The 21,636-nt window shown below is 47.8% G+C and carries 19 protein-coding genes; 16 read left to right on the top strand and 3 right to left on the bottom strand.

The window, feature by feature from the left end:
• Positions 1–31 precede the first annotated feature (31 nt).
• From cysK to TES5_RS02785, 6 genes are all read left to right on the top strand, one after another.
• Positions 32–955 carry a cysteine synthase A gene (gene cysK, locus TES5_RS02810; RefSeq protein ID WP_068559581.1) on the top strand — a complete coding sequence of 308 codons (924 nt, stop codon included), beginning with the start codon at positions 32–34 and terminating at the stop codon, positions 953–955.
• 235 nt (positions 956–1,190) lie between these two features.
• Complete coding sequence (locus TES5_RS02805) at positions 1,191–2,249, top strand: bifunctional glycosyltransferase family 2/GtrA family protein (RefSeq protein WP_068559579.1); 1,059 nt, start codon at positions 1,191–1,193, stop codon at positions 2,247–2,249.
• Complete coding sequence (locus tag TES5_RS02800) at positions 2,246–3,193, top strand: phosphodiester glycosidase family protein (protein ID WP_068559577.1); 948 nt, start codon at positions 2,246–2,248, stop codon at positions 3,191–3,193. Before TES5_RS02805 ends, TES5_RS02800 begins: the two co-directional genes overlap by 4 nt.
• Complete coding sequence (locus TES5_RS02795; RefSeq protein WP_198143288.1) at positions 3,171–3,593, top strand: hypothetical protein; 423 nt, start codon at positions 3,171–3,173, stop codon at positions 3,591–3,593. Before TES5_RS02800 ends, TES5_RS02795 begins: the two co-directional genes overlap by 23 nt.
• 122 nt (positions 3,594–3,715) lie before the next feature.
• Positions 3,716–4,639: a metallophosphoesterase gene (locus TES5_RS02790; RefSeq protein WP_068559572.1), complete on the top strand. Its 924-nt coding sequence runs from the start codon at positions 3,716–3,718 to the stop codon at positions 4,637–4,639.
• A gap of 172 nt (positions 4,640–4,811) precedes the next feature.
• On the top strand, positions 4,812–5,510 hold the full coding sequence (locus tag TES5_RS02785; protein WP_068559570.1) for a DNA/RNA non-specific endonuclease: 699 nt from the start codon (positions 4,812–4,814) through the stop codon (positions 5,508–5,510).
• Between the two features lie 61 nt (positions 5,511–5,571).
• Here the strand turns inward: TES5_RS02785 and TES5_RS02780 are convergent, their stop codons facing one another.
• Positions 5,572–6,030, bottom strand: a complete 459-nt coding sequence (locus tag TES5_RS02780; protein WP_068559568.1) for a VanZ family protein — start codon at positions 6,028–6,030, stop codon at positions 5,572–5,574.
• Between the two features lie 244 nt (positions 6,031–6,274).
• Between TES5_RS02780 and TES5_RS02775 the strand changes: the two genes are divergently transcribed.
• From TES5_RS02775 to TES5_RS02755, 5 genes are all read left to right on the top strand, one after another.
• Entirely contained in the window at positions 6,275–8,722 is a 2,448-nt protein-coding gene (locus TES5_RS02775; protein ID WP_068559566.1) for an AAA family ATPase, read from the top strand.
• A gap of 146 nt (positions 8,723–8,868) precedes the next feature.
• Positions 8,869–9,663, top strand: coding sequence for a carbon-nitrogen hydrolase family protein (locus TES5_RS02770; protein ID WP_198143287.1), 795 nt, complete (start codon positions 8,869–8,871; stop codon positions 9,661–9,663).
• A 232-nt stretch (positions 9,664–9,895) separates the two neighbouring features.
• Entirely contained in the window at positions 9,896–13,435 is a 3,540-nt protein-coding gene (gene nifJ, locus TES5_RS02765; protein WP_068559562.1) for a pyruvate:ferredoxin (flavodoxin) oxidoreductase, read from the top strand.
• 161 nt (positions 13,436–13,596) lie between these two features.
• Positions 13,597–14,853: a hypothetical protein gene (locus TES5_RS02760; protein ID WP_068559560.1), complete on the top strand. Its 1,257-nt coding sequence runs from the start codon at positions 13,597–13,599 to the stop codon at positions 14,851–14,853.
• Between the two features lie 76 nt (positions 14,854–14,929).
• Entirely contained in the window at positions 14,930–15,160 is a 231-nt protein-coding gene (locus TES5_RS02755; protein WP_068559558.1) for a hypothetical protein, read from the top strand.
• Between the two features lie 71 nt (positions 15,161–15,231).
• Here the strand turns inward: TES5_RS02755 and TES5_RS02750 are convergent, their stop codons facing one another.
• Together TES5_RS02750 and TES5_RS02745 are read right to left on the bottom strand one after the other, a co-directional pair.
• Positions 15,232–16,203, bottom strand: a complete 972-nt coding sequence (locus tag TES5_RS02750; RefSeq protein ID WP_068559556.1) for a hypothetical protein — start codon at positions 16,201–16,203, stop codon at positions 15,232–15,234.
• 272 nt (positions 16,204–16,475) lie between these two features.
• The gene (locus TES5_RS02745) at positions 16,476–17,195 is read right to left on the bottom strand and encodes an IS1096 element passenger TnpR family protein (RefSeq protein WP_068559554.1); all 720 of its coding nucleotides are present in this window, start codon (positions 17,193–17,195) and stop codon (positions 16,476–16,478) included.
• Between the two features lie 221 nt (positions 17,196–17,416).
• Here TES5_RS02745 and TES5_RS02740 point away from each other — a divergent pair, with 221 nt between their 5' ends.
• The 5 genes from TES5_RS02740 (at position 17,417) to TES5_RS02720 (ending at position 21,607) form a co-directional block, all read left to right on the top strand.
• A complete protein-coding gene (locus TES5_RS02740) occupies positions 17,417–18,355 on the top strand; it encodes an AEC family transporter (protein ID WP_068559553.1) in 939 nt (312 codons plus the stop codon).
• 51 nt (positions 18,356–18,406) lie between these two features.
• Positions 18,407–18,976, top strand: a complete 570-nt coding sequence (gene udk / locus TES5_RS02735; protein ID WP_178137776.1) for a uridine kinase — start codon at positions 18,407–18,409, stop codon at positions 18,974–18,976.
• 151 nt (positions 18,977–19,127) lie between these two features.
• On the top strand, positions 19,128–19,832 hold the full coding sequence (locus tag TES5_RS02730; RefSeq protein WP_068559548.1) for a TrmB family transcriptional regulator: 705 nt from the start codon (positions 19,128–19,130) through the stop codon (positions 19,830–19,832).
• Positions 19,829–21,094, top strand: coding sequence for a diaminopimelate decarboxylase (locus tag TES5_RS02725; protein ID WP_068559546.1), 1,266 nt, complete (start codon positions 19,829–19,831; stop codon positions 21,092–21,094). Before TES5_RS02730 ends, TES5_RS02725 begins: the two co-directional genes overlap by 4 nt.
• A gap of 132 nt (positions 21,095–21,226) precedes the next feature.
• A complete protein-coding gene (locus tag TES5_RS02720) occupies positions 21,227–21,607 on the top strand; it encodes a hypothetical protein (RefSeq protein ID WP_068559543.1) in 381 nt (126 codons plus the stop codon).
• The last annotated feature ends 29 nt before the right edge of the window (positions 21,608–21,636 follow it).

Below are 21,636 nucleotides of genomic sequence, written 5' to 3'. Positions count from 1 at the left end.
CGTACATATTAAACTTACTGGGGGAATTACTATGGTTAAAATCGTATCATCGGTAGCAGAATTGATTGGGGAAACACCAATCATTAAATTAAATAAAGTCGTACCGGAAGGATTCGCCGATGTCTATGTAAAATTGGAGGCGTTCAATGTCGGCGGCAGCATCAAGGATCGCATCGCCTTGAACATGATCGCGACAGCGGAAGAAGAGGGAATCTTGAAGCCGGGCGACACAATCGTTGAACCGACCAGCGGCAATACAGGCGTGGGTTTGGCTATGTTGGCGGCAGCGAAAGGTTATAAAGCCATCTTTGTGATGCCGGATACGATGAGCATCGAGAGGCGTCTGTTGCTTTCGGCTTATGGCGCCGAACTTGTGTTGACTCCCGGGGCTGAGGGGATGCCTACAGCTATCGCAAAAGCCAGAGAAATTGCGGCTCAACCAGGCCATTTTCTGCCTCTGCAGTTCGAAAACCCAGCCAATCCGGCTATCCATGAAACAACAACCGGTCCGGAAATCATTGAGGCATTCGACGGCGTCGGCCCCGATGCTTTCTTATCGGCTGTCGGAACAGGCGGTACGATCACAGGGGTAGGGAGAGCCTTACGAAAAGCGAATCCGGATGTCGGCATTTATGCGCTTGAACCTTCCGAATCCGCAGTGTTGAGCGGTGGCCAAAAAGGACCGCATAAGATTCAGGGCATCGGTACCGGCTTCATTCCGCAGGTATTGGACACAGCGGTATTCGATGGCGTGTTCCAGATCTCAAGTGAAGAAGCTTTCGAAATGACGCGCAGACTTGCCAAAGAAGAAGGCATTCTTGTGGGCATCTCCAGCGGTGCGGCAGTGGCAGGAGCAATAGCTTTGGCCGGCCAACTTGGTGCAGGCAAGTCAGTAGTGACGATCGCACCGGATAACGGCGAAAGATACCTTTCCACCCCAGTGTTTCAGAATTAAGCAATATACCGAATAATGATAGTGCCCCAACCACAGCAGGAGCGGTTCCTGTGGTTGAGGCACTTTTTTTGCTCCAAACTTGGTGAGGGCTTTTATTTGTGTATGTTTCGCTACTTTTTTTCCGCAACTATTCGTATGGATTTCGAGGAATTCAGTGGGTGCGTTCTTTTAAAATGGAATCAGCACCAGAAAAGGAGCAACGGTTGGCCGGACTGAAAAATTAGGAGGCGTCAATATGAATCCAGTCGTAATCATTCCAGCTCTTAACCCTGACGAAAAGTTGATTTTATTGGTTGAAGAGCTACAGAAAAAGGATCTGCACACTATCGTGGTGGACGATGGCAGCGGTGCGGAATATGCAGCAATTTTCGAACTTTTGAAAAGCAAATACGCATGCGATGTCTGCACGCATCCCAGCAATTGCGGAAAAGGACGGGCCTTGAAGACGGGCATCAGATTTCTTTTGGACAAGTATCCGGACAGCACTGGTTTTGTGACGGCGGATGCAGATGGGCAACACGCGGTCGCAAACATCGGGGAAATCGCCGGCGCGCTGGGCGGAAATCCGCAGGCACTGGTGTTGGGCGTACGGAATTTCAAGGAGCAGGGCATTCCCTTCCGCAGCCGCTTCGGCAACAAAATGACTTCTTCGATTTTCCGCGCCGCAACAGGCAACCGTTGCCAAGATACCCAGACCGGACTGCGGGGCGTTCCGATGCAGTACGCTGATCTGTGCCTCGGTCTGACAGGGGAAAGATATGAATATGAGATGAATATGCTCATGACATTTGCGGAAAACAAAATCCCTTTTAGGCAAGTGCTGATAGAGACCATCTACATCGAGAATAACCGCGCCTCGCATTTCGACCCGATCAAGGACTCGGTCCGCATCTATTGGAATATCCTGAAATACAGTCTGTCTTCAGCGCTGTCAGCACTGGTGGACCTCTCTTTGTTCGGATTGTTCAGCACCCACCTGTTCCCATCCAAGACAGCAAAAATAGGCCTTGCGACCCTGTTGGCCAGATGCATCTCCGGAGCTGTGAATTTTATGCTGAATAAGCATTGGGTATTCCAAAATGAACGGTCATTGGGAAGCCAAGGAATCAAATATGGCGCTCTCTTCATCACACAGTTGTTTTTGAGCGGACTGCTGGTGGAGCTTTTGAGCGACTTGCCGATTCCGTTGTTGCTTGTAAAAGCATTCATTGATGGATCGCTCTTTTTTTCCAGTTACGTTATCCAAAAAAAATACGTATTCAATACGGTCAAGAAAGGACATACCATTTTATGAAACAATTTTTTTCGAAGCCTTATCGTTGGGCTCTCATCTACTCGAGCCTGTTGAGTGCAGCAACTGCATTCGTCTTATTGGATGCCTTTGTCATCCCAAAGTCTCTGTCTGCGGTATCCGCTACAGAGACAACGACCAGCACAAGCAATGAGGAGACGGAGGCGGATGTATCCGAATCCGTAAGTGAACAAACGATCACCGAAGCCATCGTCACCGAATCTTCCTACGAAGATGAGAATATCCAAATATCCATCGAAACAGGACGGAGCAACAATACAACCTATTATGCGGTGGATATCCAAGTTTCCGATGCTACCTTTCTGAAAACCGCTTTGGCACAGGACACTTACGGCAGGAACATAAAAGCTGTCACTTCAAGCATCGCTGCCAGCCATGATGCGATTTTGGCGATCAACGGCGATTTTTATGGTTTCCGGGATGCGGGTTATGTCCTCAGGAATGGAACACTTTACCGTGATACGGCAAGGGAAACCGAAGATGTGGAGGCGTTGGTCATCGATGACGAGGGCGACTTCTCGATCATTTCCGAAAATGAAACGAGTCTGTCTTCCCTGGACACATCAAGCATTGCGCAAATCATTTCTTTTGGCCCCGCATTGATCGAAGATGGTGAAATCAGCGTGGATGCTTCAAGTGAAGTATCCCAATCGATGACCAGCAATCCGCGGACCGCCATCGGCCAAATTTCGCCGTTGCACTACATCATCATCGTGTCGGATGGCCGGACCGATGAAAGCGAAGGCTTTTCTCTGCTGCAATTGGCGGAAGAAATGCAAAACAGAGGGGCTGTCACGGCCTATAACTTGGATGGCGGTGGTTCGTCGACACTCTATTTCAACGGCGAAATCATCAATAATCCGACAAGCGGCAACAGCACAGGGGAAAGGGAAGTGAGCGACATTGTCTATATTGGATATGAATAACAAGTCTTCTGCACCGCAAAAAACGGGCATCACCTATCTCATAGCGACCGTTGCGATGGTCGTCCTCGAAAAGATTTATAGGTTGTTTGGGCACGGCGTCACATCGCCGGCAATGACTTGGATGTTCTTATTCCCATTGGCAGGAGGGCTGCTCATTTATCTCGTGAACCGCGCAAAGGTTGATATTGAAGATGCAGAGCGATTGCGCAGCTTTTCCAACCTCTACCATTCAGGGATCGCTACTCTCACGGTTGGCAGTTTCCTGAAGGGCGTTCTGGAAATAGCCGGCACTGATTCAGTCTATCTCCTTTATTTTTACATCGTCGGATTCGGTATGGTCCTGTTGGGCATCGTGCCGCTTCTGTCGAGAGCATCAAAAAGACACTCCGAACCAAACTGAGTTGCAGAACCGGATAAAATATTTCAGTGCACTCCTTGTTCCTTAACACTCTAAATAGTGGCGCTTCCGGTCTTGGATAACTATAATATAAGTAACGGATTCAGTGAGATGAGGTGAAGTGCATGTTTACGGATAAACGACTGACGGAAGCCTACGAAAAAGCCAGGGTCGAATACATCGACGAAACATCCAATTATGTTTTTTTGAGCGATTGTCACAGAGGCGATGGAAGCCTTTCGGATGAATTCGCACGGAACAAAAACATTTTTTTGTATGCTTTGGAATACTATTACAAAAATGAGTTCATATACGTTGAAAACGGGGATGGCGATGAACTGTGGGAACACCACGAGTTCAAGCACATCAAAAATGCCCATCCTGAGGTATTCGCTATCCTGAAACGTTTTTATGACGAAAAACGTCTGATCATGATTTACGGGAACCACAATATCTACCTGAAAAGCCAATGGTATGTGGAACAAAATTACTTCCGGAACTATGATGAATATACCGAGTTCTTCTACGATTTCCTCCCCGGAATCCGACCAATCGAAGCCTTGGTTTTGAAGGACCGGAAGACGAAACAGGAAATATTCGTCATCCACGGCATGCAAGGCGATCTGCCCAACGATCAACTGTGGTACCCTACGATGCTTTCCTTGAAGTACTTTTGGCGGTTCCTGCATGCATTCGGCGTCAAAAGCCCGACAAGCCCTGTAAAAAATATGAACAAACGGCATAAAATCGAAAAAAACTATGTGAAGTGGATCCAGAAGCATGAAAAAATGCTGATCTGCGGCCATACGCACCGTTTCAAATATCCGAAGACTAAAGATTTGCCTTACTTCAATTCGGGGTGCTGCATTTATCCGACAAACATAACCGCCATCGAGATTACCGGTGGCCAGATCCAATTGGTCAGATGGAAAACGCGGGTGAACGAGGATGGCCTGCTCCAAATCAAACGGGAAGTCATGCGTGGGCCGGATCCGATAGGGAAATTCGATATCCGGGCGAGTGTCAAAAATGAGCCAGTAACTGAATAATTTTGCCTTACCGACTCTTCTTGTAATTTGAGAAGAGTTTTTTTGTTCTCAAAAATACAATCTGCTCAGACAAAGAAAACGGGTTCGATTATTGACAGAAATCTGTTTGCACTCCCAATGGTTGACTGATAGAATGAAGGAATGCTTTCAAATATTATCTGTGGGGGAAAAAATGGCAAAAAGAAAAACTTCAGGCAAGCACAAACTGTTGAGGCTGCTTTTGCTGTTTGCCTGGTTTCTCATCCTTACCTGGATTGAGATACATGAAGGAGTCGATCCGACTTCAAACCAGGACGGCACAACCACAACTGCAGTAATCCTGTCCACGGATGATGCGCCTCAATATACTGGCCCGGACTTCCTCGAAATAAACGGTGGGAAGAGCACCTTTGATGATTCAGAATTGCGCTTTGAAGGGGAAGGCTGGATCCGTTACGGCGATTTGGATGAGCTGAACCGCGTCACCACAATGAACGCCATGATCACGCCGGAAATGTACCAGACGGGAACCGATGCAAACAGCAGCATCCTGCCGACTGGCTGGTCGAAAAGCAATCAGAATGATTCGAATCCAAAACAGCTGAACCGCGGGCATTTGCTGGCGGATGTGCTAGGAGGAAGCGGTGAGGACTGGCGCAATCTGGTGACGTTGTACCGCAACGCGAACTATCCGGCCATGTATTTCGCCTCGGAATACATTGTCAGTGAAGCGATCCAATCTGGCACAACAGTCCGCTATCGGGTAACGCCCCTCTTCAAAGACAATGAATTGATTTGCGAAGGGCTGCACATCATGGCAAAAAGCGTGGATGACGATTCAGTCGATCTGAACGTCTATGTCTTCAACGAGCCCAAAGATGCCGTCGATTAGGTCAGCGACTGGGCTTTTCCATAATTTTAAAACAGGCACCATCAAATAGATGGATGCCTGTTTATTTTTTGCAGAAGATCCGATTTTGCCTTTCCGGCATGCTCTGCTTCCATTCAAAAAGGATGATGCCGGTCAATCCTCCCGCGGTATCGATCAATACATCGGTAAATGCAGGACCTCTTCCCGGAATGAAGGATTGATGGAACTCGTCCGAGGAGGCGTACAAAAATACGAACAGCAACGCATACAAAGCTGATCTTCCCGATGATCCCCGCTCTTTCCGAGTACGCAAAAACAGGATAGCCAAAATCAAATATTCGGTGAAATGGCCTGCCTTACGCACTAAGTAACTGAGTACACCCTGAACGGAACTGCCGGGGCCAATCCCAAATAATTTCAGCAATTCCAATAAGATTCCGCTGGTTTCGGACGAATCATGGCCATTTTGGTGGGACAAGAAAAAAATAACGGCCATCCATAGGGATAAAGCTAAAAATTTGGTGTCAAAAGTAAAACGCATGCAAGGGGTACCTCCATTCTATTGCATCAGTATAGCGCAGCAATCCATAACTGAAAAGTGGATAATGATGATTTTGCTTAATAATGGCCCGTGCTCATAACTGAATAAAAATTAGAAAAAATTCCACATCTCGGCAAAATTGTTATACAATAGAGTTGAGATATGACGGCGCTTACTTTCCGGTGTCCGGAGATACGTTACGCCGGCAAAAAACGCGCAATTCAACAGTAAAGGAGTCCTTTGCATGTCGCTTGAAGAAAAATACCGTATTCCGGTCGAGAAGCTGCGTTGGAGTTATCTGCATACCGGTGAACTGAATTTTTGCGAATCATCCAGGGATGTCCCTCCCTTGCAGGGCATCATCGGTCAGGATCGGGCCGTGAAATCGATGGACTTCGGGTTGGGAATGGCAGTGCCCGGCTACAATATCTTTGTTTCCGGACCACCGGGAACAGGAAAGAGCACCTATGTCCAGACCGTGGTGTCCCGTTTGGCCGAGAAAGGCAATACGCCCGATGATTGGTGCTATATCTACAATTTTACCGATCGGGACAAACCGATTGCGGTGTCTCTGCCTGCAGGGCAAGGCAAAATATTCCGCAATGACATGACCGAGTTCGTAGAGGATATGCGCAGCCTAATTCCGAAAACGTTCGAGAGCAGTGATTATGATCAACAGAAAGGCACCATCATCCAAGTGGTCCAGGAAAAGGTTGATTCTATTTTTCGGAGTATCGAACAGGAAGCTCTCAAAGCGGGATTCATCGTCAGGCAAGCTCCTGGACGCGTGGCCTTGATCCCGATCAGGGACGGCAAGCAGCTTTCACCAGAAGAATACAAAGCTCTTTCGGCAGAAGAACGCAAAATCATTGATGAAAATACCTACAAGCTTGAAAAGAGGCTGGATGAGATCATCCGCGGTTCCCGCGCACTAGAAAAAGAGGCTGATAAGCAGCTAAAGGAATTGGACAGGCAAATAACCCGATTTGCGACAGAGCCTCCCATCGCCAGATTAAAAGAAAAGTACGCTTATTCAGAAAAAATCTTGGATTATCTCGATAAAGTTTTGACGGACATCACCGAAAACAACATCATCTTCCGGTTGGCCGATGCACCGCAAGCGCAAAATCCTTTCCAGCTGCCGGAAAGCGACGGTGACCCGTTCATAAAATACAAAGTCAATCTCTTTGTGAACAATGAAAACAGCAAAGGCGCCCCAGCGATCATCGAACCTTTTACGAACTATTACAATATCTTCGGGAAAATAGAATACAAAAACCAATTCATGTACACGACTACGGACTTCACGATGGTGAAAGCAGGCGCCATCCATCAGGCCAACGGCGGTTATCTGGTGCTTCAGGCAAAAGATGTGCTGTTCGATCCGTTCATGTGGGATGCCCTGAAAAAGGTTCTGAAGCATCAGCAAGCATTGATCGAGAATATCGGCGAACAATACCGCTACGTGCCGACCTTGACGCTGAAACCGGAAACGATTCCCTTGAACGTCAAAATCATTTTGATCGGGAGCCCGATATTCTACAAAGTACTGACCTATGATGAAGATTTCAGGAAACTGTTCAAAGTAAAAGTCGATTTCGATATCAGCATGGAACGCAACGAAGAGAATATCAGGAAATATGTCTCTTTCATCAGCTCAATCTGCGAAGAAACTGGAATCCTCCATTTTGACCGTACCGGCTTAGGAAAAATAATCGAATACGGATCACGTCTTGCCGGTAATCAGGCCAAATTGTCCACTCAATTCAACGAAATCACTGAGATTGTACATGAATCCAGCGCCATCGCGAAATACGAAGGTGCAACGATCGTTTCCGATGTGCACGTGCAAAAAGCATTGGCTGAGAGGAAATACAGGGCCAATATGATTGAAGAAAAATTCCAGGAAATGTTATTGAAGAACAAGATCATGATCGATGTAGAAGATTCGGTCATAGGCCAAGTGAACGGCCTCTCGGTCATACAGACAGAAGAATACGCTTTCGGCCATCCGACGCGAATCACGGCCCGTACCTATGTCGGTTCGAACGGCGTGACCAACATCGAGCGCGAAACCAAAATGAGCGGCAGCAGCCATTCAAAAGGGGTATTGACGCTGGCAGGCTTTCTGGGCGGTCAGTTTGCGCAGGAAAAACCGCTGGCAGTAAGCGCCCAATTGACTTTTGAACAGAATTACGGAGGTGTCGACGGAGACAGTGCCTCCAGTGCCGAACTTTATGCGCTCCTGTCCAGCCTTGCTGATGTTCCGCTGAAGCAGAATCTGGCTGTCACGGGATCCATCAACCAGAAGGGTGAAATCCAACCGATCGGCGGCGCCACCGAAAAAATCGAAAGCTTTTTCGATCTATGCGAGGCTAAAGGCTTGAACGGAGAACAGGGGGTCATCATTCCGAATCAGAACGTGGACGATCTCATGCTGAAGGAGGAAATCATCGCGGCTGTGGAAGCTGCCAAATTCCACATATATTCCGTCAAGACCGTTGCGGAAGGGATCGAGCTATTGACCGGAATGAATTGCGGAAAACGCGAACCGGATGGAACATACACACAAGGCAGCGTCTTCCATAAAGTCCAGCAGAAGCTGGAAAAATACAACCAAAGCATCGAAGCTGCTCAAATTGCAAGCAGCCAGCATATGGATGATAACGCCAGTGAATATGAAGAAGACTGATGCTGATCCAGCATTTTGATTGGCACCCAGGTCGTAGTTCATAGAAATCGAAAAGCAGAGACAGGCCATTTAGCCTTCTCTGCTTTTTTGTGACACTAAGTCCGTAAAACGTTATACTAAGGAAAATGAATAGGACGGTGATGGGGATGAAAATAGCCTTACTTCAGATGATGGTCACAGCGGATAAGGAAACGAACCTAAAACGTGCAGAAGAATTGGTCAAAAAAGCGGCGCAAGGGGGAGCGGATATGGCGGTGCTCCCGGAAATGTTCAATTGTCCTTATGATAACGCCTATTTCCGAGAGTACGCAGAACCGAAAGGCGGGGAAACCTACATTAGGCTCGCGGGTATGGCGAAAGAACACGCTATATATGTGGTAGGCGGATCGATTCCGCAAATCAGGGATAATAAAATTTACAACACAAGTTATACTTTCGATCGCCAAGGCAACGAAATCCACGACTACAGCAAAAACCATTTATTCGATATCCAGGTCGAGGGCGGGCAAGTTTTCAGAGAATCCGATACGTTGACCCCTGGGGACGGAATGGGTGTGTTTGAGACCGAATTCGGCCTGTTCGGCTTGGGCATCTGTTTTGACGTCCGATTCCAAAGCGACTGGGAGCTGCTCCAAAAACAAGGAGCCCTTGTCTGCATTGTTCCCGGGGCGTTCAATATGACGACCGGCCCTGCGCATTGGGAATTGCTGTTCCGGGCGCGCGCAGTCGACAATCAGCTGTTCATGGTGGGGGTCAGTCCCGCCCGCGATCTCGATTTCAGTTACCATGCTTACGGCCATTCGCTTGTGGCTGATCCATGGGGAAGCGTGCTGGCTCAACTTGGTTTTGAGGAAGACATCGCAATCGTGTCGCTGGATCTCGAGCGCGTTGCATCCATCAGAAGGCAATTGCCTATCCTCACTCCGCCGGTTTCGGAATGAAAGATTTTCATGGATTATACCAATCGATATAGATAATAAATGCATAAAGAATACTTAAAGTTTTGGTAATTCGGGAATAAATGCCTTTCTTTGTGTACCGGAGCACTTACTATTTTGCTATAATGAAAGCATGCAAATGCATCAGCTGATGCCATTCTGAAGGATATGGCCTAAAAAATAGTTGCTTTATCACCTATATGTGAATTATACAATTTGAGAGAAGGAATCCTTTATGTCCAACGAGAAAATGTATATGACTGTCGACGGAAATATGGCTGCAGCCTATACATCTTACGCTTTTACTGAAATGTCGGGGATTTATCCCATTACACCCTCTTCACCGATGGCGGATGCTGTCGATCATTGGGCGCAGGAGGGCCGCAAGAACATCTTTGGCCAAACCGTGAAAGTGACCCAAATGCAATCCGAGGCAGGAGCAGCCGGAACTGTTCACGGAGCGCTACAAGCGGGCGCCTTGGCGTGTTCCTACACATCATCGCAAGGTTTGTTGTTGATGATACCCGACCTCTATAAAATGGCCGGACAATTGTTACCATCTGTCATCCATGTTGCCGCTCGTGCGGTCGGGGGCCATGCGCTTTCCATCTTCGGCGACCACTCGGACGTGATGGCCTGCAGACAGACAGGCTATGCTATGTTGGCATCCTCGAGCGTACAGGAAACGACGGACTTGGCCGCAGTCGCCCATTTGGCGGCAATCAAAGGGCGCGTGCCGTTCCTGCATTTCTTTGACGGCTTCAGGACTTCGCATGAAATCCAAAAAATCGAGGTCCAATCGTATGACGACCTCGCGGGAATGCTGGATCAGGATGCCTTGAAGGCATTCCGTAACCGCAGCCTCAGCCCGAACCACCCGACACTGCGGGGAACGGCTCAGAATCCTGACGTCTTTTTCCAAACCAAGGAAGCGGCAAACAGATATTACGATGCCGTTCCGGAAATTGTGGAAGGTTATATGGAAAAGATGAACCAATTGACAGGCCGCGACTACCGCCTGTTCAATTATTACGGTGCCGTGGATGCCGATCGGGTCATCATCTGCATGGGCTCCGTGTATGAAACAGCCTGCGAGACGGCTGATTACCTGAATCGCTTAGGGGAAAAAGTGGGTGTCCTGAATGTGCATCTTTACCGTCCATTCAGCGTCGGACACTTTTTGAAGGCTTTGCCGGATACCGTAAAACGGATTGCAGTACTCGACCGCACGAAAGAAGCCGGCTCCATAGGCGAACCGCTCTTTTTGGATGTCGTGGCTGCCTTCAGCAATCAACTTGACCGTCCGATGATCATCGGCGGCCGCTATGGCTTGGGGTCGAAGGACACAACACCGGAGCAGCTGTTCGCAGTCTATAAAAACCTAAAGAAAGAGCAACCGAAGCATCCCTTCACGATCGGCATCAATGATGACGTCACCCACCTGTCGCTTGCGATCGATGAACAGATCGACGTTCGTCAGGAAGGCACTTTCGAGGCGCAGTTCTGGGGATTCGGTTCCGACGGGACTGTCGGGGCCAACAAAAATTCGATCAAAATAATCGGGGATCATACCGATATGCATGTCCAAGCCTATTTTTCCTACGATTCGAAAAAATCGGGCGGGGTAACCATTTCCGATCTGCGCTTCGGCAAGGAGCCTATCCATGAACCGTATCTGATCGAAAAGGCTGACTTCGTGGCTTGCCACAACCATGCTTACGTCAAAAAATACGACATGCTGAAGAACCTGAAGCCGGGCGGCGCTTTCCTGCTGAACACCAATTGGCGTGCCGAGGATCTCGAAATGCGTTTGCCTGCCAAGATGAAGCGGTATATCGCACAAAATGAGATTGCCTTCTATACGATCGACGCCATCAATCTTGCCAAACAAATCGGTCTGGGCGGGCGGATCAATACGATCTGTCAAGCAGCCTTCTTCAAAATCCTGCCGGTCATACCTGCTGAAGAGGCAATGCAGTACATGAAGGAAGCGGCCCGCAAATCATACGGGCACAAAGGCGAAGCCATCATTTCCATGAACGAGAAAGCGATCGATGCCGGTATGGAAGCTGTCCAAAAAATCAGCATCCCTGATAGCTGGAAGGATGCGCAGGATGAGCCGGAAGTATTGAATGACCACCCGGATTTTGTCCGCAACATCGCCAGCATGATGGAACGGATGGAAGGCGACCAATTGCCGGTCAGCGCCTTTGTGGACCGCGCTGACGGTACTTTCCCGCAGGGGACAACGAAATACGAGAAACGCGAAATCGCGGTACAGATACCGATCTGGAACCCTGAGGAATGCATCCAGTGCAATCAATGCTCCTTTGTTTGTCCGCATGCCGCCATCCGGCCGTTCCTGGCCACAGAAGACGAGGCAGCTAATGCCCCTGAAGGTATGGAATTCCTGGACGGGATGCGCCCGTACAAAGACTATAAATACCGGATCCAAGTTTCCGCTGCCGATTGCACGGGCTGCGGTATCTGCGTCCTGACCTGTCCCGCCCGCAAAAAAGCGATCGAGATGAAAAACCGTGAGGACCATCTGGAGGAAAACAATAACTGGGATTACATGATCCGTCTGCCGCACAAGGAAAATCCTGTCGGCATCAACACGGTGAAAGGCAGCCAATTCGAAAAACCGTTGTTCGAGTTTTCAGGTGCCTGCGCTGGCTGCGGCGAAACACCATACATCAAACTGGTCACCCAAGTGGTTGGCGATCGTATGCAGATCGCGAATGCGACAGGCTGCTCATCCATCTACGGCGGCTCGGCACCTTCCACCCCGTATACGACAAATGAAGCAGGCTGCGGACCATCATGGGCAAATTCCCTTTTGGAAGATAATGCGGAATTCGGCTTGGGGATGCACCATGCGACAAAACAGCTGCGCCTACGCACACTTGAATTGACAGGGAAACTTTTGAACTTACAGATAGCTGATTCGCTCAGATCAGCTGCAACGGCTTGGGTTGAAGGATTCAATGACAAAAATGGCGCCCGCAAATTAGCTGAAGCCTACATCCAAGCTTTGGAAACTGCGGACACAACGGATCCGGAGATACGCCAATTGGTCAATGAACTGACGGACTATAAGGACTATCTGATGAAGCGTTCCACCTGGATGATCGGCGGCGATGGCTGGGCCTATGATATCGGCTTCGGCGGAATCGACCATGTTCTCGCAAGCGGGGAAGATGTGAATATCCTCGTGCTGGATACCGAAGTCTATTCCAACACAGGCGGACAGGTTTCGAAATCGTCTAACCTGGGTGCCATCGCAGAGTTTGCTTCCGGCGGCAAACCGGTCCGCAAGAAGGACTTGGGCATGATGATGATGAATTACGGGTATGTCTATGTCGCCCAGATCGCGATGGGCGCAAACCCTAGACACACGCTGAAAGTCATCTCCGAGGCGGAGGCATATGATGGGCCTTCCATCGTCATCGCTTATTCCCCATGCATCAGCCACGGCATCAAGTGCGGGTTGACCGTATCGCAAGAGCACGAAAAAGATGCAGTGGAAGTTGGCTATTGGCATCTTTACCGCTTCCACCCGGAAAACAAACTGAAAGGAAAAAACCCCTTCAAGTTGGATTCTAAGGAACCGCAGTTTGAACGTTTCCAGGATTTCCTGATGGAAGAGGTTCGCTACTCTTCCTTATACAACCAATATGATGCCGAGCATGTACAGGCTATCTTTGATGAGAGCCTCCTGGCTGCAAAAGACCGTTATCAGTCCTACGCACGCTTGGACTCTTTCACTGACTAGCATCAATCCGGACCAGTCGCTGCCCAATAGTAGCGACTGGCTTTTTTTGCTGCCCTCAGGCAGGCATCCTAATGTTTTGAGAAAAGGCCCGAGGAAGGCTATAATGAAGGAAAGAAAACGCTTTTCGGGAATGGGTTTACAAAAGGAAGCGAGGAACCGTCATGACGGCAGAAGTAGGGATATTGAACGCGAACGGATTGGTGCTGGCGGCTGATTCCGCTCTGACGATGGGGAACAGCGAACAAATGAAAATATTCAATTCCGGCAATAAGATTTTTTCGCTCGGCCCGAGCCATTCGATCGGTATCATGATGTTCGGGAATGTACAATTCATGGGGATTCCATGGGAAATCATCGTGACAGGTTTTCATCAAAAAATAGGTGCCCGGCCATTGGATACTGTCTGGGATTACTGCACAGAATTCTTCAATTATCTCGAGAATGTGGATGAGATCTACTCCTCAATTTTTACCGAGGTGCTCATCATCGGTTATGCGGAGAATGTCAGCAATATTTTGGAGAATACAACTTATGTACCGTCACCCGGTGCTTTCACTCTGGCGGATTACCAAAAAGCTGTCGAGGAAAAGATTCCCGCCTTGCTGAAAGAAAGCGAAAAAATGAAGAGCATCACCAAAAAGGCGCCGATCAAAGTTTTCTCCGATCGTTACGGTGAGAAACTGGACGAGGTTTTTAAGGAGCTTTTCGATACGGTGTTCTTGGGCTTAAACCACTATGACAAATTTAAGTCGGATCTTTATAAGCTTGTGCGGAATTATGTTTACAGCGACAGTTATTATCCCGACACCCACTCCGGACTGGTGATCGCCGGTTTCGGCCTCGATGAGCTGTTCCCCAGCATCTATCAGTACGACATTTCCGGCGTCGTCGATAGAGTAATCAAAAAACGGCTGACTGTGCGCCAAATCGTGCTGAATGATTTCGTCGAAGACAGATGTTCCTCGGCCATAGTTCCATTTGCGCAACAGGATATGGTCCATACGGTCATAAACGGCATAGCGCCTGATCTGGAGGTCGATCTCGGGGAATTGCTCCGCGCTACACTCGAAAAACTCATTTCGGAACTGACCGAGAAAAAGTTGTTGAAGGAAAGTGATGCTCCGGAAATCAACAAACTGAAGGCGACGCTGATCGAATCAGGCCTGAATGCCTTCGACAACATGAAACAGGAACGGCATTTGACCCCCGTGTTGATGACGATCGATTCGATGCCGAAGGAAGAACTTGCTTTGATAGCTGAAACATTGGTCAACATCACCTCTTTCAAAGGGAAAATCTCCTTTGCGATGGAAACGGTCGTTGGACCAATCGATGTGCTTTTGATCACGAAGAGGGACGGTCCTGTCTGGGTCAAGCGAAAGAACTACTTCAATCCCGACATCAATCGCCTGCGTTGATGAATCAGAGATTTCCCTCCGAAATTTCTATACTTGGTGTACAATGAATAAAATGAGTTTTATGAAGGGTGTTATTATGTATCTGAATATTCAAGAAACTGCCGATTATCTGGAAGTTCCGATCAGTGAAATCCATCGCTTGATCCGCGGACGGCAAGTCCGCATAATCGAGGTGGATGATGAAATATTACTGAATCGCGATCAGTTCAATTTTTTTATTGAACAAAGGGAAAAGTACAAACACGAATTGGAGGCCTATTTAAACACGCCTTTGCCGGAAGATCCTGACATCAAGGACGAAGATTGAAAAAAGCAGCGGGCTCTCAGATGATGAGAGTCCACTGCTTTTTTATTTAAAATATAAGCGATTCGGAAGGCTTACAAGTTTTGTTTGCGCCTGTATTCAGACCGTGAGAGCCCGCTTGCATCCAGATTTTCTACAGGAACCGGCTGTTCCTCTGTAAAGTTAGGTTTCGTTTTTTTGGTCGACTTTACAGCAGAGCGCTTCTTGGTTTTGAGCTTACCCGATTTGAACAGGTCCAACGCCAGAAAAACTGCGGCTGCAATAAAGAGACCGAACGAGAGAGCGCCTATCCAGCCGGATACGCCTAAGAGATCATCCAAAGTTGTCCGGAGATGGATGTATCTCAATAGTGCGCCCAAGCCTGCGCAAAGGATCGCCCGTTTGGTGTTGCCGCTGGCCAGTTTCAAGCGCTTGTTGCCCTCCATAAGCATACTGAAGACAGCAATCGCATAACTGATGAGTGCGGCATACACGAGCAGATTGCGTACTCCCGTGATGTTCGTCAAAAAATCGCTAGCCATCGTTTGCGTATCGAGGAAAAGGAAAAATGTGCCAAAGAAGACGCCGAGTATACCATTTCTGAAATGGGTGCCATGCTTCTTCAGCAATTTATTCAAGTTGGCCGAAAAGGAGAGGAATGCCAGTGCGTAGCAAGCGATGGCTACGTAGAGCGTCAAGTCGGAAATGCCTGTTCTGGCAACTATGAGTTGATCGCTGGCTGTTTGGGTGTGCAGATAGAGGAACCCGGTCCCCAATATCAAGCCGGATACGCCGCTACGGATTCGGGCACTTGCTTCGCGTTTTTGCTTACTTTTTCCAAACAGAACTTGTAGAGTGGCCAGGCCTAAAAATGCGAACGAAAGGTAAAAACCAAGGTCCGTAATGCCGACTATGCTGCCGATAGCAGTAGCCTGCTGCAGGTATCCAAAGAGTATACCGAGAAGCACTGACGTAAATGGAAATCTGGACTCCTTGCCGTTGCGTTGTCTCATAATATGAATGAATGTCAGGATAAGTAGAAAAACGATGATGACTGGGTAGGTCATGCCTAATCCCCCTTGTATGTCTATTTGCTCTGAAAAAATTGCGGAATAACGCTTTTTTTTGCGATTCAGGAGCAGTCAAAAGATATCATAACACAGATTTATGATGCATTTGTTTCGGAATGACGATTATTTTATTAAGAAAGTATGACCTGTTCCAACATATGACAAAAAATGAGGACCGAAGCAAGCAAAAGTGAGGGTACTCGGTCAGGAGGCACAAAAAAACATACCGCTGCTAAATGAGCGGTACGCTGCGTAATGTAAAAGAGGAATCAGAAATTTGGCGGAGAATCTTCCGTCTCATCAGGCAACACATCATCCCAGCTTGTATCGAACGCATATTCTGACCCAAAGTTTTCATATTCCGTGTCGAAAATATCCGAGTCCCCCAATTGAGATAATGCGAAGTTGATCAAACGAATCAAATCTTGTGAGTCTGTCAGTTTCAACTTATCCCGATTCTGCAGAATCGTGGGGCGGTCCTCCATTTCGTCAGGACTGGCATTTTTCGCGGCTACGCAAATCGGATAGCGGCAATCTTCTTGAGGAACAACCATCTCCGTGAGTTGGATATCCACTTCTATCACGGCATCTGTGAAATAGATGTAGGTCGCAGCATCATCGATATCAGTGAAAAATTTCTGCAGCGTCTGGTACTCATTTTCCGCGCTGTCGTTTTCATCGTAATAATCGTAGTCATTTTCTTCGATTTCATTCACATCTTCACGTTCTTCATCGGAATATCCCCTGAAGTCGCTGTCGTCCGTGTAATCTTCCAGAGTATCCAATGGTGTCTCTTCGATGATGATGGGAAGGAGATCGGTACCTCCGGAGCGCGTGACTTCAAAACGGTGTTCGAAAAACCCGCTCCAACTGAATGCGGCTTGGATGATACTGTTGAAATCATAGAAAGTCTCATCGCTGTTCACTTGGATATCCCGCCATATAGGCACGCCGATATCGCGGACAGCAATCCTGAATTCATAAATCATCTTGACCACCCCTGTTCTCTGCTTTACTCAAGTATAGCGCTTTAAGAGGGTTGAGAGCAAAGAATAACGCGCAGATATTGAATCGAAAGTCCATGGATAAGCGATCAGTATGTCTTCTCCAACTGTGTATGGTACACTGATAGTGTTGTTTGATTCAGCCTTTCATTACTCAAAAGGGCTGCGTATCGTTAATTCTACTTGCACGTAAAGGAGATGTTTTATTGGAGAATTTTTCCATTGCAGTGAATGCAGTAATGCCTTTATTGTTGTTCATGTTGATCGGGCAGGGATTATTGCGGGCAAAACTATTGGATGGCACTACCTATCAAAAATTGAATAATGCTATTTTTCGATTCTTTTTGCCGATCAATCTTCTTATGAATGTTTACGAAGCCGATGTCAGAAGCACCTTCAGAGTGGACGTGCTTCTCTTCGCTGTAGGCCTCACGTTGAGCATCTTCTTCCTCTTTGCAGTGCTCATTCCGCGCATCGAAAAGGACAATACTAAACGCGGAGTGATGCTGCAAGGGACATTCCGCTCCAATTTTGTCCTGTTCGGTTTGCCGATTGCCACTTCGCTGTTGTCGGAAAGCCAGTTGGGGATGACATCGATACTGATTGCAGTCATCGTTCCCTTAAATAATGTTCTGTCGGTCGTGGCACTTTCCATCTATTCGGACCATAAAATCCAACCAGCGCAGATTATTCTGGACATCCTTAAGAACCCGATGTTCATCGGTACGCTTGCAGGAATTTTGATCAGTCTTACCGGCATCCGGTTCCCTGTATTCCTCGATGATACGCTGAGCGGCATCAAAGGGCTGGTTACACCGTTAGCACTGATTGTCATGGGCGGTACTTTCCGCTTTGATGCCTTGAAGAATGCACGCATCCAACTGGCATTGACGGTATTCTTCAAGTTGGTTTTAATCCCGATAATTGGTCTGACGCTGGCTGTCCTCTACGGATTGACCCGAGAAAATCTGGTGCCGATGATGACGTTGTTAGGCGGACCGACTGCTGTATCCAGCTACACGATGGCGCAACAAATGGGCGGGGACCCGGATTTGGCGAGCCAAATCGTCGTTTTCACTACCGTCTTGTCAATGTTTAGCTTGGTTGTGATTATAACGGTCCTCAAATCATTATTTTTGATTTGAATACAACGTAAGGAAACAAGAGCCTGCCGCTCAAGCAGATTCTTGTTTTTTTTGCCATTCGCGTTCGCCTGTGGCCCGTCGAAAGCTTATAATGGATACAGATCGCAGGATTGGTACTACAAAGATCAGACGCATCTGAGTGCACAAGAGCGTGAAAAGCTGAACCTCGACCCTCCTAATGCTTTCGATAACGATCTTCTGATAGCGGATTTGGCCAAACTCCGGTCAGGACAAGACATCGAGGCGCCGATCTACGATTTCGGTGCGCAAGCGCGTTCGAAAAAGACGACCTCGATCGAATCAAAACCGGTCGTCATACTGGAAGGAATCCTGATTTTGGCCATACCCAAGTTGGTGCCAATGATCGACATCAAAATATTTGTGGATGCGGAACCTGACATCTGTCTGATCAGAAGAATCGAGAGGGATATCCGCGAACGGAACAGCACCTATGAGAGTACGATCGCCCGTTATCTGACGACCGTCAAACCGATGCATGATTCCTTCATTGAGCCGTCCAAAATCCAGGCCGACATCATCGTCCCGCGTGGAGGCCAGAACGACATCGCCACCGACATGCTCGGGGACTTAGTTGAGCACTACAGCCATCATGTTGTCTGAAGAGCAGCATGGGACCGATAGATCAATCAAAAAAAATCATGAAAAAAGCATTAGAAATAGACAAGAAAACGGAAATAGTATATAGTGTTCCTATGCAGTAATACTACTGTCAAAAAAGCAGAACACGCATTGAAACGAGAGGATTTATTCAGTGGATAACACAGAATTGTTGACGCGATTTAATTTGACCAGACACGAAGCAACCATCTACCTGACTTTGCTTGCGGACGGGGATTTGAACGGCTATGAAGTATCAAAAATAACCGGCATTTCACGCTCGAACGCCTATGCATCATTAGCTTCATTGGTTGAAAAAGGAGCGGCTTTCATCATTGAGGGGGAGACAACCCGATACACGCCAGTGCCAGTGGAGGAATTCTGCGGGAATAAGATCCGATCCCTGCAGGAATCCAAGCAGGAATTGATCAAGAATATCCCGCAAAGAAGAGAAGATGCGGAGGGGTACATAACCATCACAGGCGAACACCGCATACTGGACAAAATGCGTAATATGATTTCAGAATCCAAGTCCCGTGTCTACTTGTCCGTTTCCGGAAATATCCTGCCGGACCTTTTGACGGAAATGCAGGTTGCGCATCAGCGCGGCATAAAAATGGTCGTCATAACTGATACGCCGTTCCCTCAGGAAGGCATGACTGTCCATGTTTTAGAGAAGCCGAAGAAGCAAGTACGGATCATCGTGGACTCCACGACCGTTTTGACGGGTGATATCGATGAGGGCGAGTTTTCCACGTGCCTGTATTCCGGGAAGAAAAATGTAGTTGATTTATTGAAAGAATCGTTGCAGAACGAAATCAAAGTAGTCGAAATTATGAGAGGATTTGAAGCGAAATGACAAAAAAAGTATTTGTTGAAAAAGAGCAGTTGGAAGGAATCGTACAACAGTATCCGACTCCCTTCCATTTATATGATGAAAAAGGTATCCGTGAGAATGCGCGCAAATTGAATGCAGCTTTCTCCTGGAACAAAGGCTTTAAAGAATACTTCGCTGTGAAGGCAACACCGACACCGGCCATTCTGCAGATTCTGAAAGAAGAAGGTTGTGGCGTCGATTGTTCGACTTATACAGAGTTGATGATGGCTGATACACTCGGATTCAAAGGCGATGAAATCATGTTCTCTTCGAACGTGACGCCTAAAGAAGACTTTCAATTCGCCCACAAACTGAATGCGACCATCAATTTGGATGACATTACTCACATCGATTTCCTGGAAGAAGTAGCCGGATTGCCGGAAACGGTCAGCTGCCGATTCAATCCAGGCGGTGAGTTCACGATCAACAACGAAATCATGGACAAACCCGAAGACGCAAAATACGGCTTCACACGTCCGCAATTGACGGAAGGTTTCAAAAAGTTGATGGCAAAAGGCGTGAAGCACTTCGGCCTGCATTCGTTCCTAGCCAGCAATAACGTTGCGGATGAATACTATCCGATCCTTGCAGGCATCCTGTTCCAGACGGCCGTCGAACTGAAGGAAGAAACAGGCGCGGATATCACTTTCATCAACTTATCAGGTGGAATCGGCATTCCTTACCTACCGGAGCAAAAAGCTGCGGATGTAGCAAAAATCGGCGAAGGTGTCCGAAAGGCGTTCGAAGAGATATTAGTGCCTGCTGGTTTGGGTGATGTTGCAATCTACACAGAGCTAGGCAGATACATGCTTGGGCCATACGGTTGCTTGGTGGCGACGGCCATCCATGAAAAACACATCTACAAAGATTACATCGGCCTGGATGCCAGCGCAGTCAATTTGTTGCGTCCGGCAATGTACGGTGCTTATCATCACATCACCGTGATGGGCAAAGAAGATCAGCCAGCAGATCACTTGTATGATGTGACCGGCGGATTGTGCGAAAACAACGACAAATTCGCCGTTAACCGCATGCTGCCTAAAATCGACATCGGCGACTTGGTCGTGATTCATGATACAGGAGCGCATGGCTTCTCGATGGGGTACAACTACAACGGAAAATTGCGCTCGGCCGAAATCCTGTTGAAGGAAGACGGCGGCACGGAAATGATCCGCCGCGCAGAAACACCAGCGGATTATTTTGCAACGTTCGATTTTACGGGTCTTTTCAAAGACGTGAAATAAACGGAATCAAAAAAGAGGGGCCAGCGAGCACATAATCTGCTCGCTGGCCCCTCTTTTTTTGCCTCGCATTAATAAATTGATTTGGCTGCATGATATAATGTACTCTGGGTGAATGAACGAGGAGTGAGGGACATGTTTTTAAAAGAAACAATCAAGGAAAGCGTTTCGGCGCTTCCGTTGAAAGCTGGGGACTATTGCGTCATCACCGGAACGGCATTGGTGATGCATGGCATAAAAGAGGAAACTAAAGATATCGACATCAGCTGCACAAAGGAAGCGTTCCAAGCTTTAGCAGCTCAGGGATACCCGATCAAACAAGGCGAATTTGCCCGCAAAGTGATCTACAGCGAAGACGTAGAAATTTTTGAGGATTGGCATAGCGGGGACAGCACGATGATCGAGGGGGTTCCGGTCGCTAGCCTGGAATCAGTCATCGTTATGAAGAAGCAGTTGGGCCGGGAAAAAGATCTGTCAGACATCGCCAAAATTGAAGCACATCTGACCCAACGATAAAACCAGCAAAAAAAGCTGAAGAATGCCAT

The organism is Trichococcus sp. ES5 (genome assembly GCF_900067165.1).
Taxonomy (GTDB): Bacteria; Bacillota; Bacilli; order Lactobacillales; family Aerococcaceae; genus Trichococcus; species Trichococcus flocculiformis.
The sequence above is the reverse complement of the archived record's forward strand: the minus strand, read 5'-3'. Positions and strand labels throughout refer to the sequence as shown.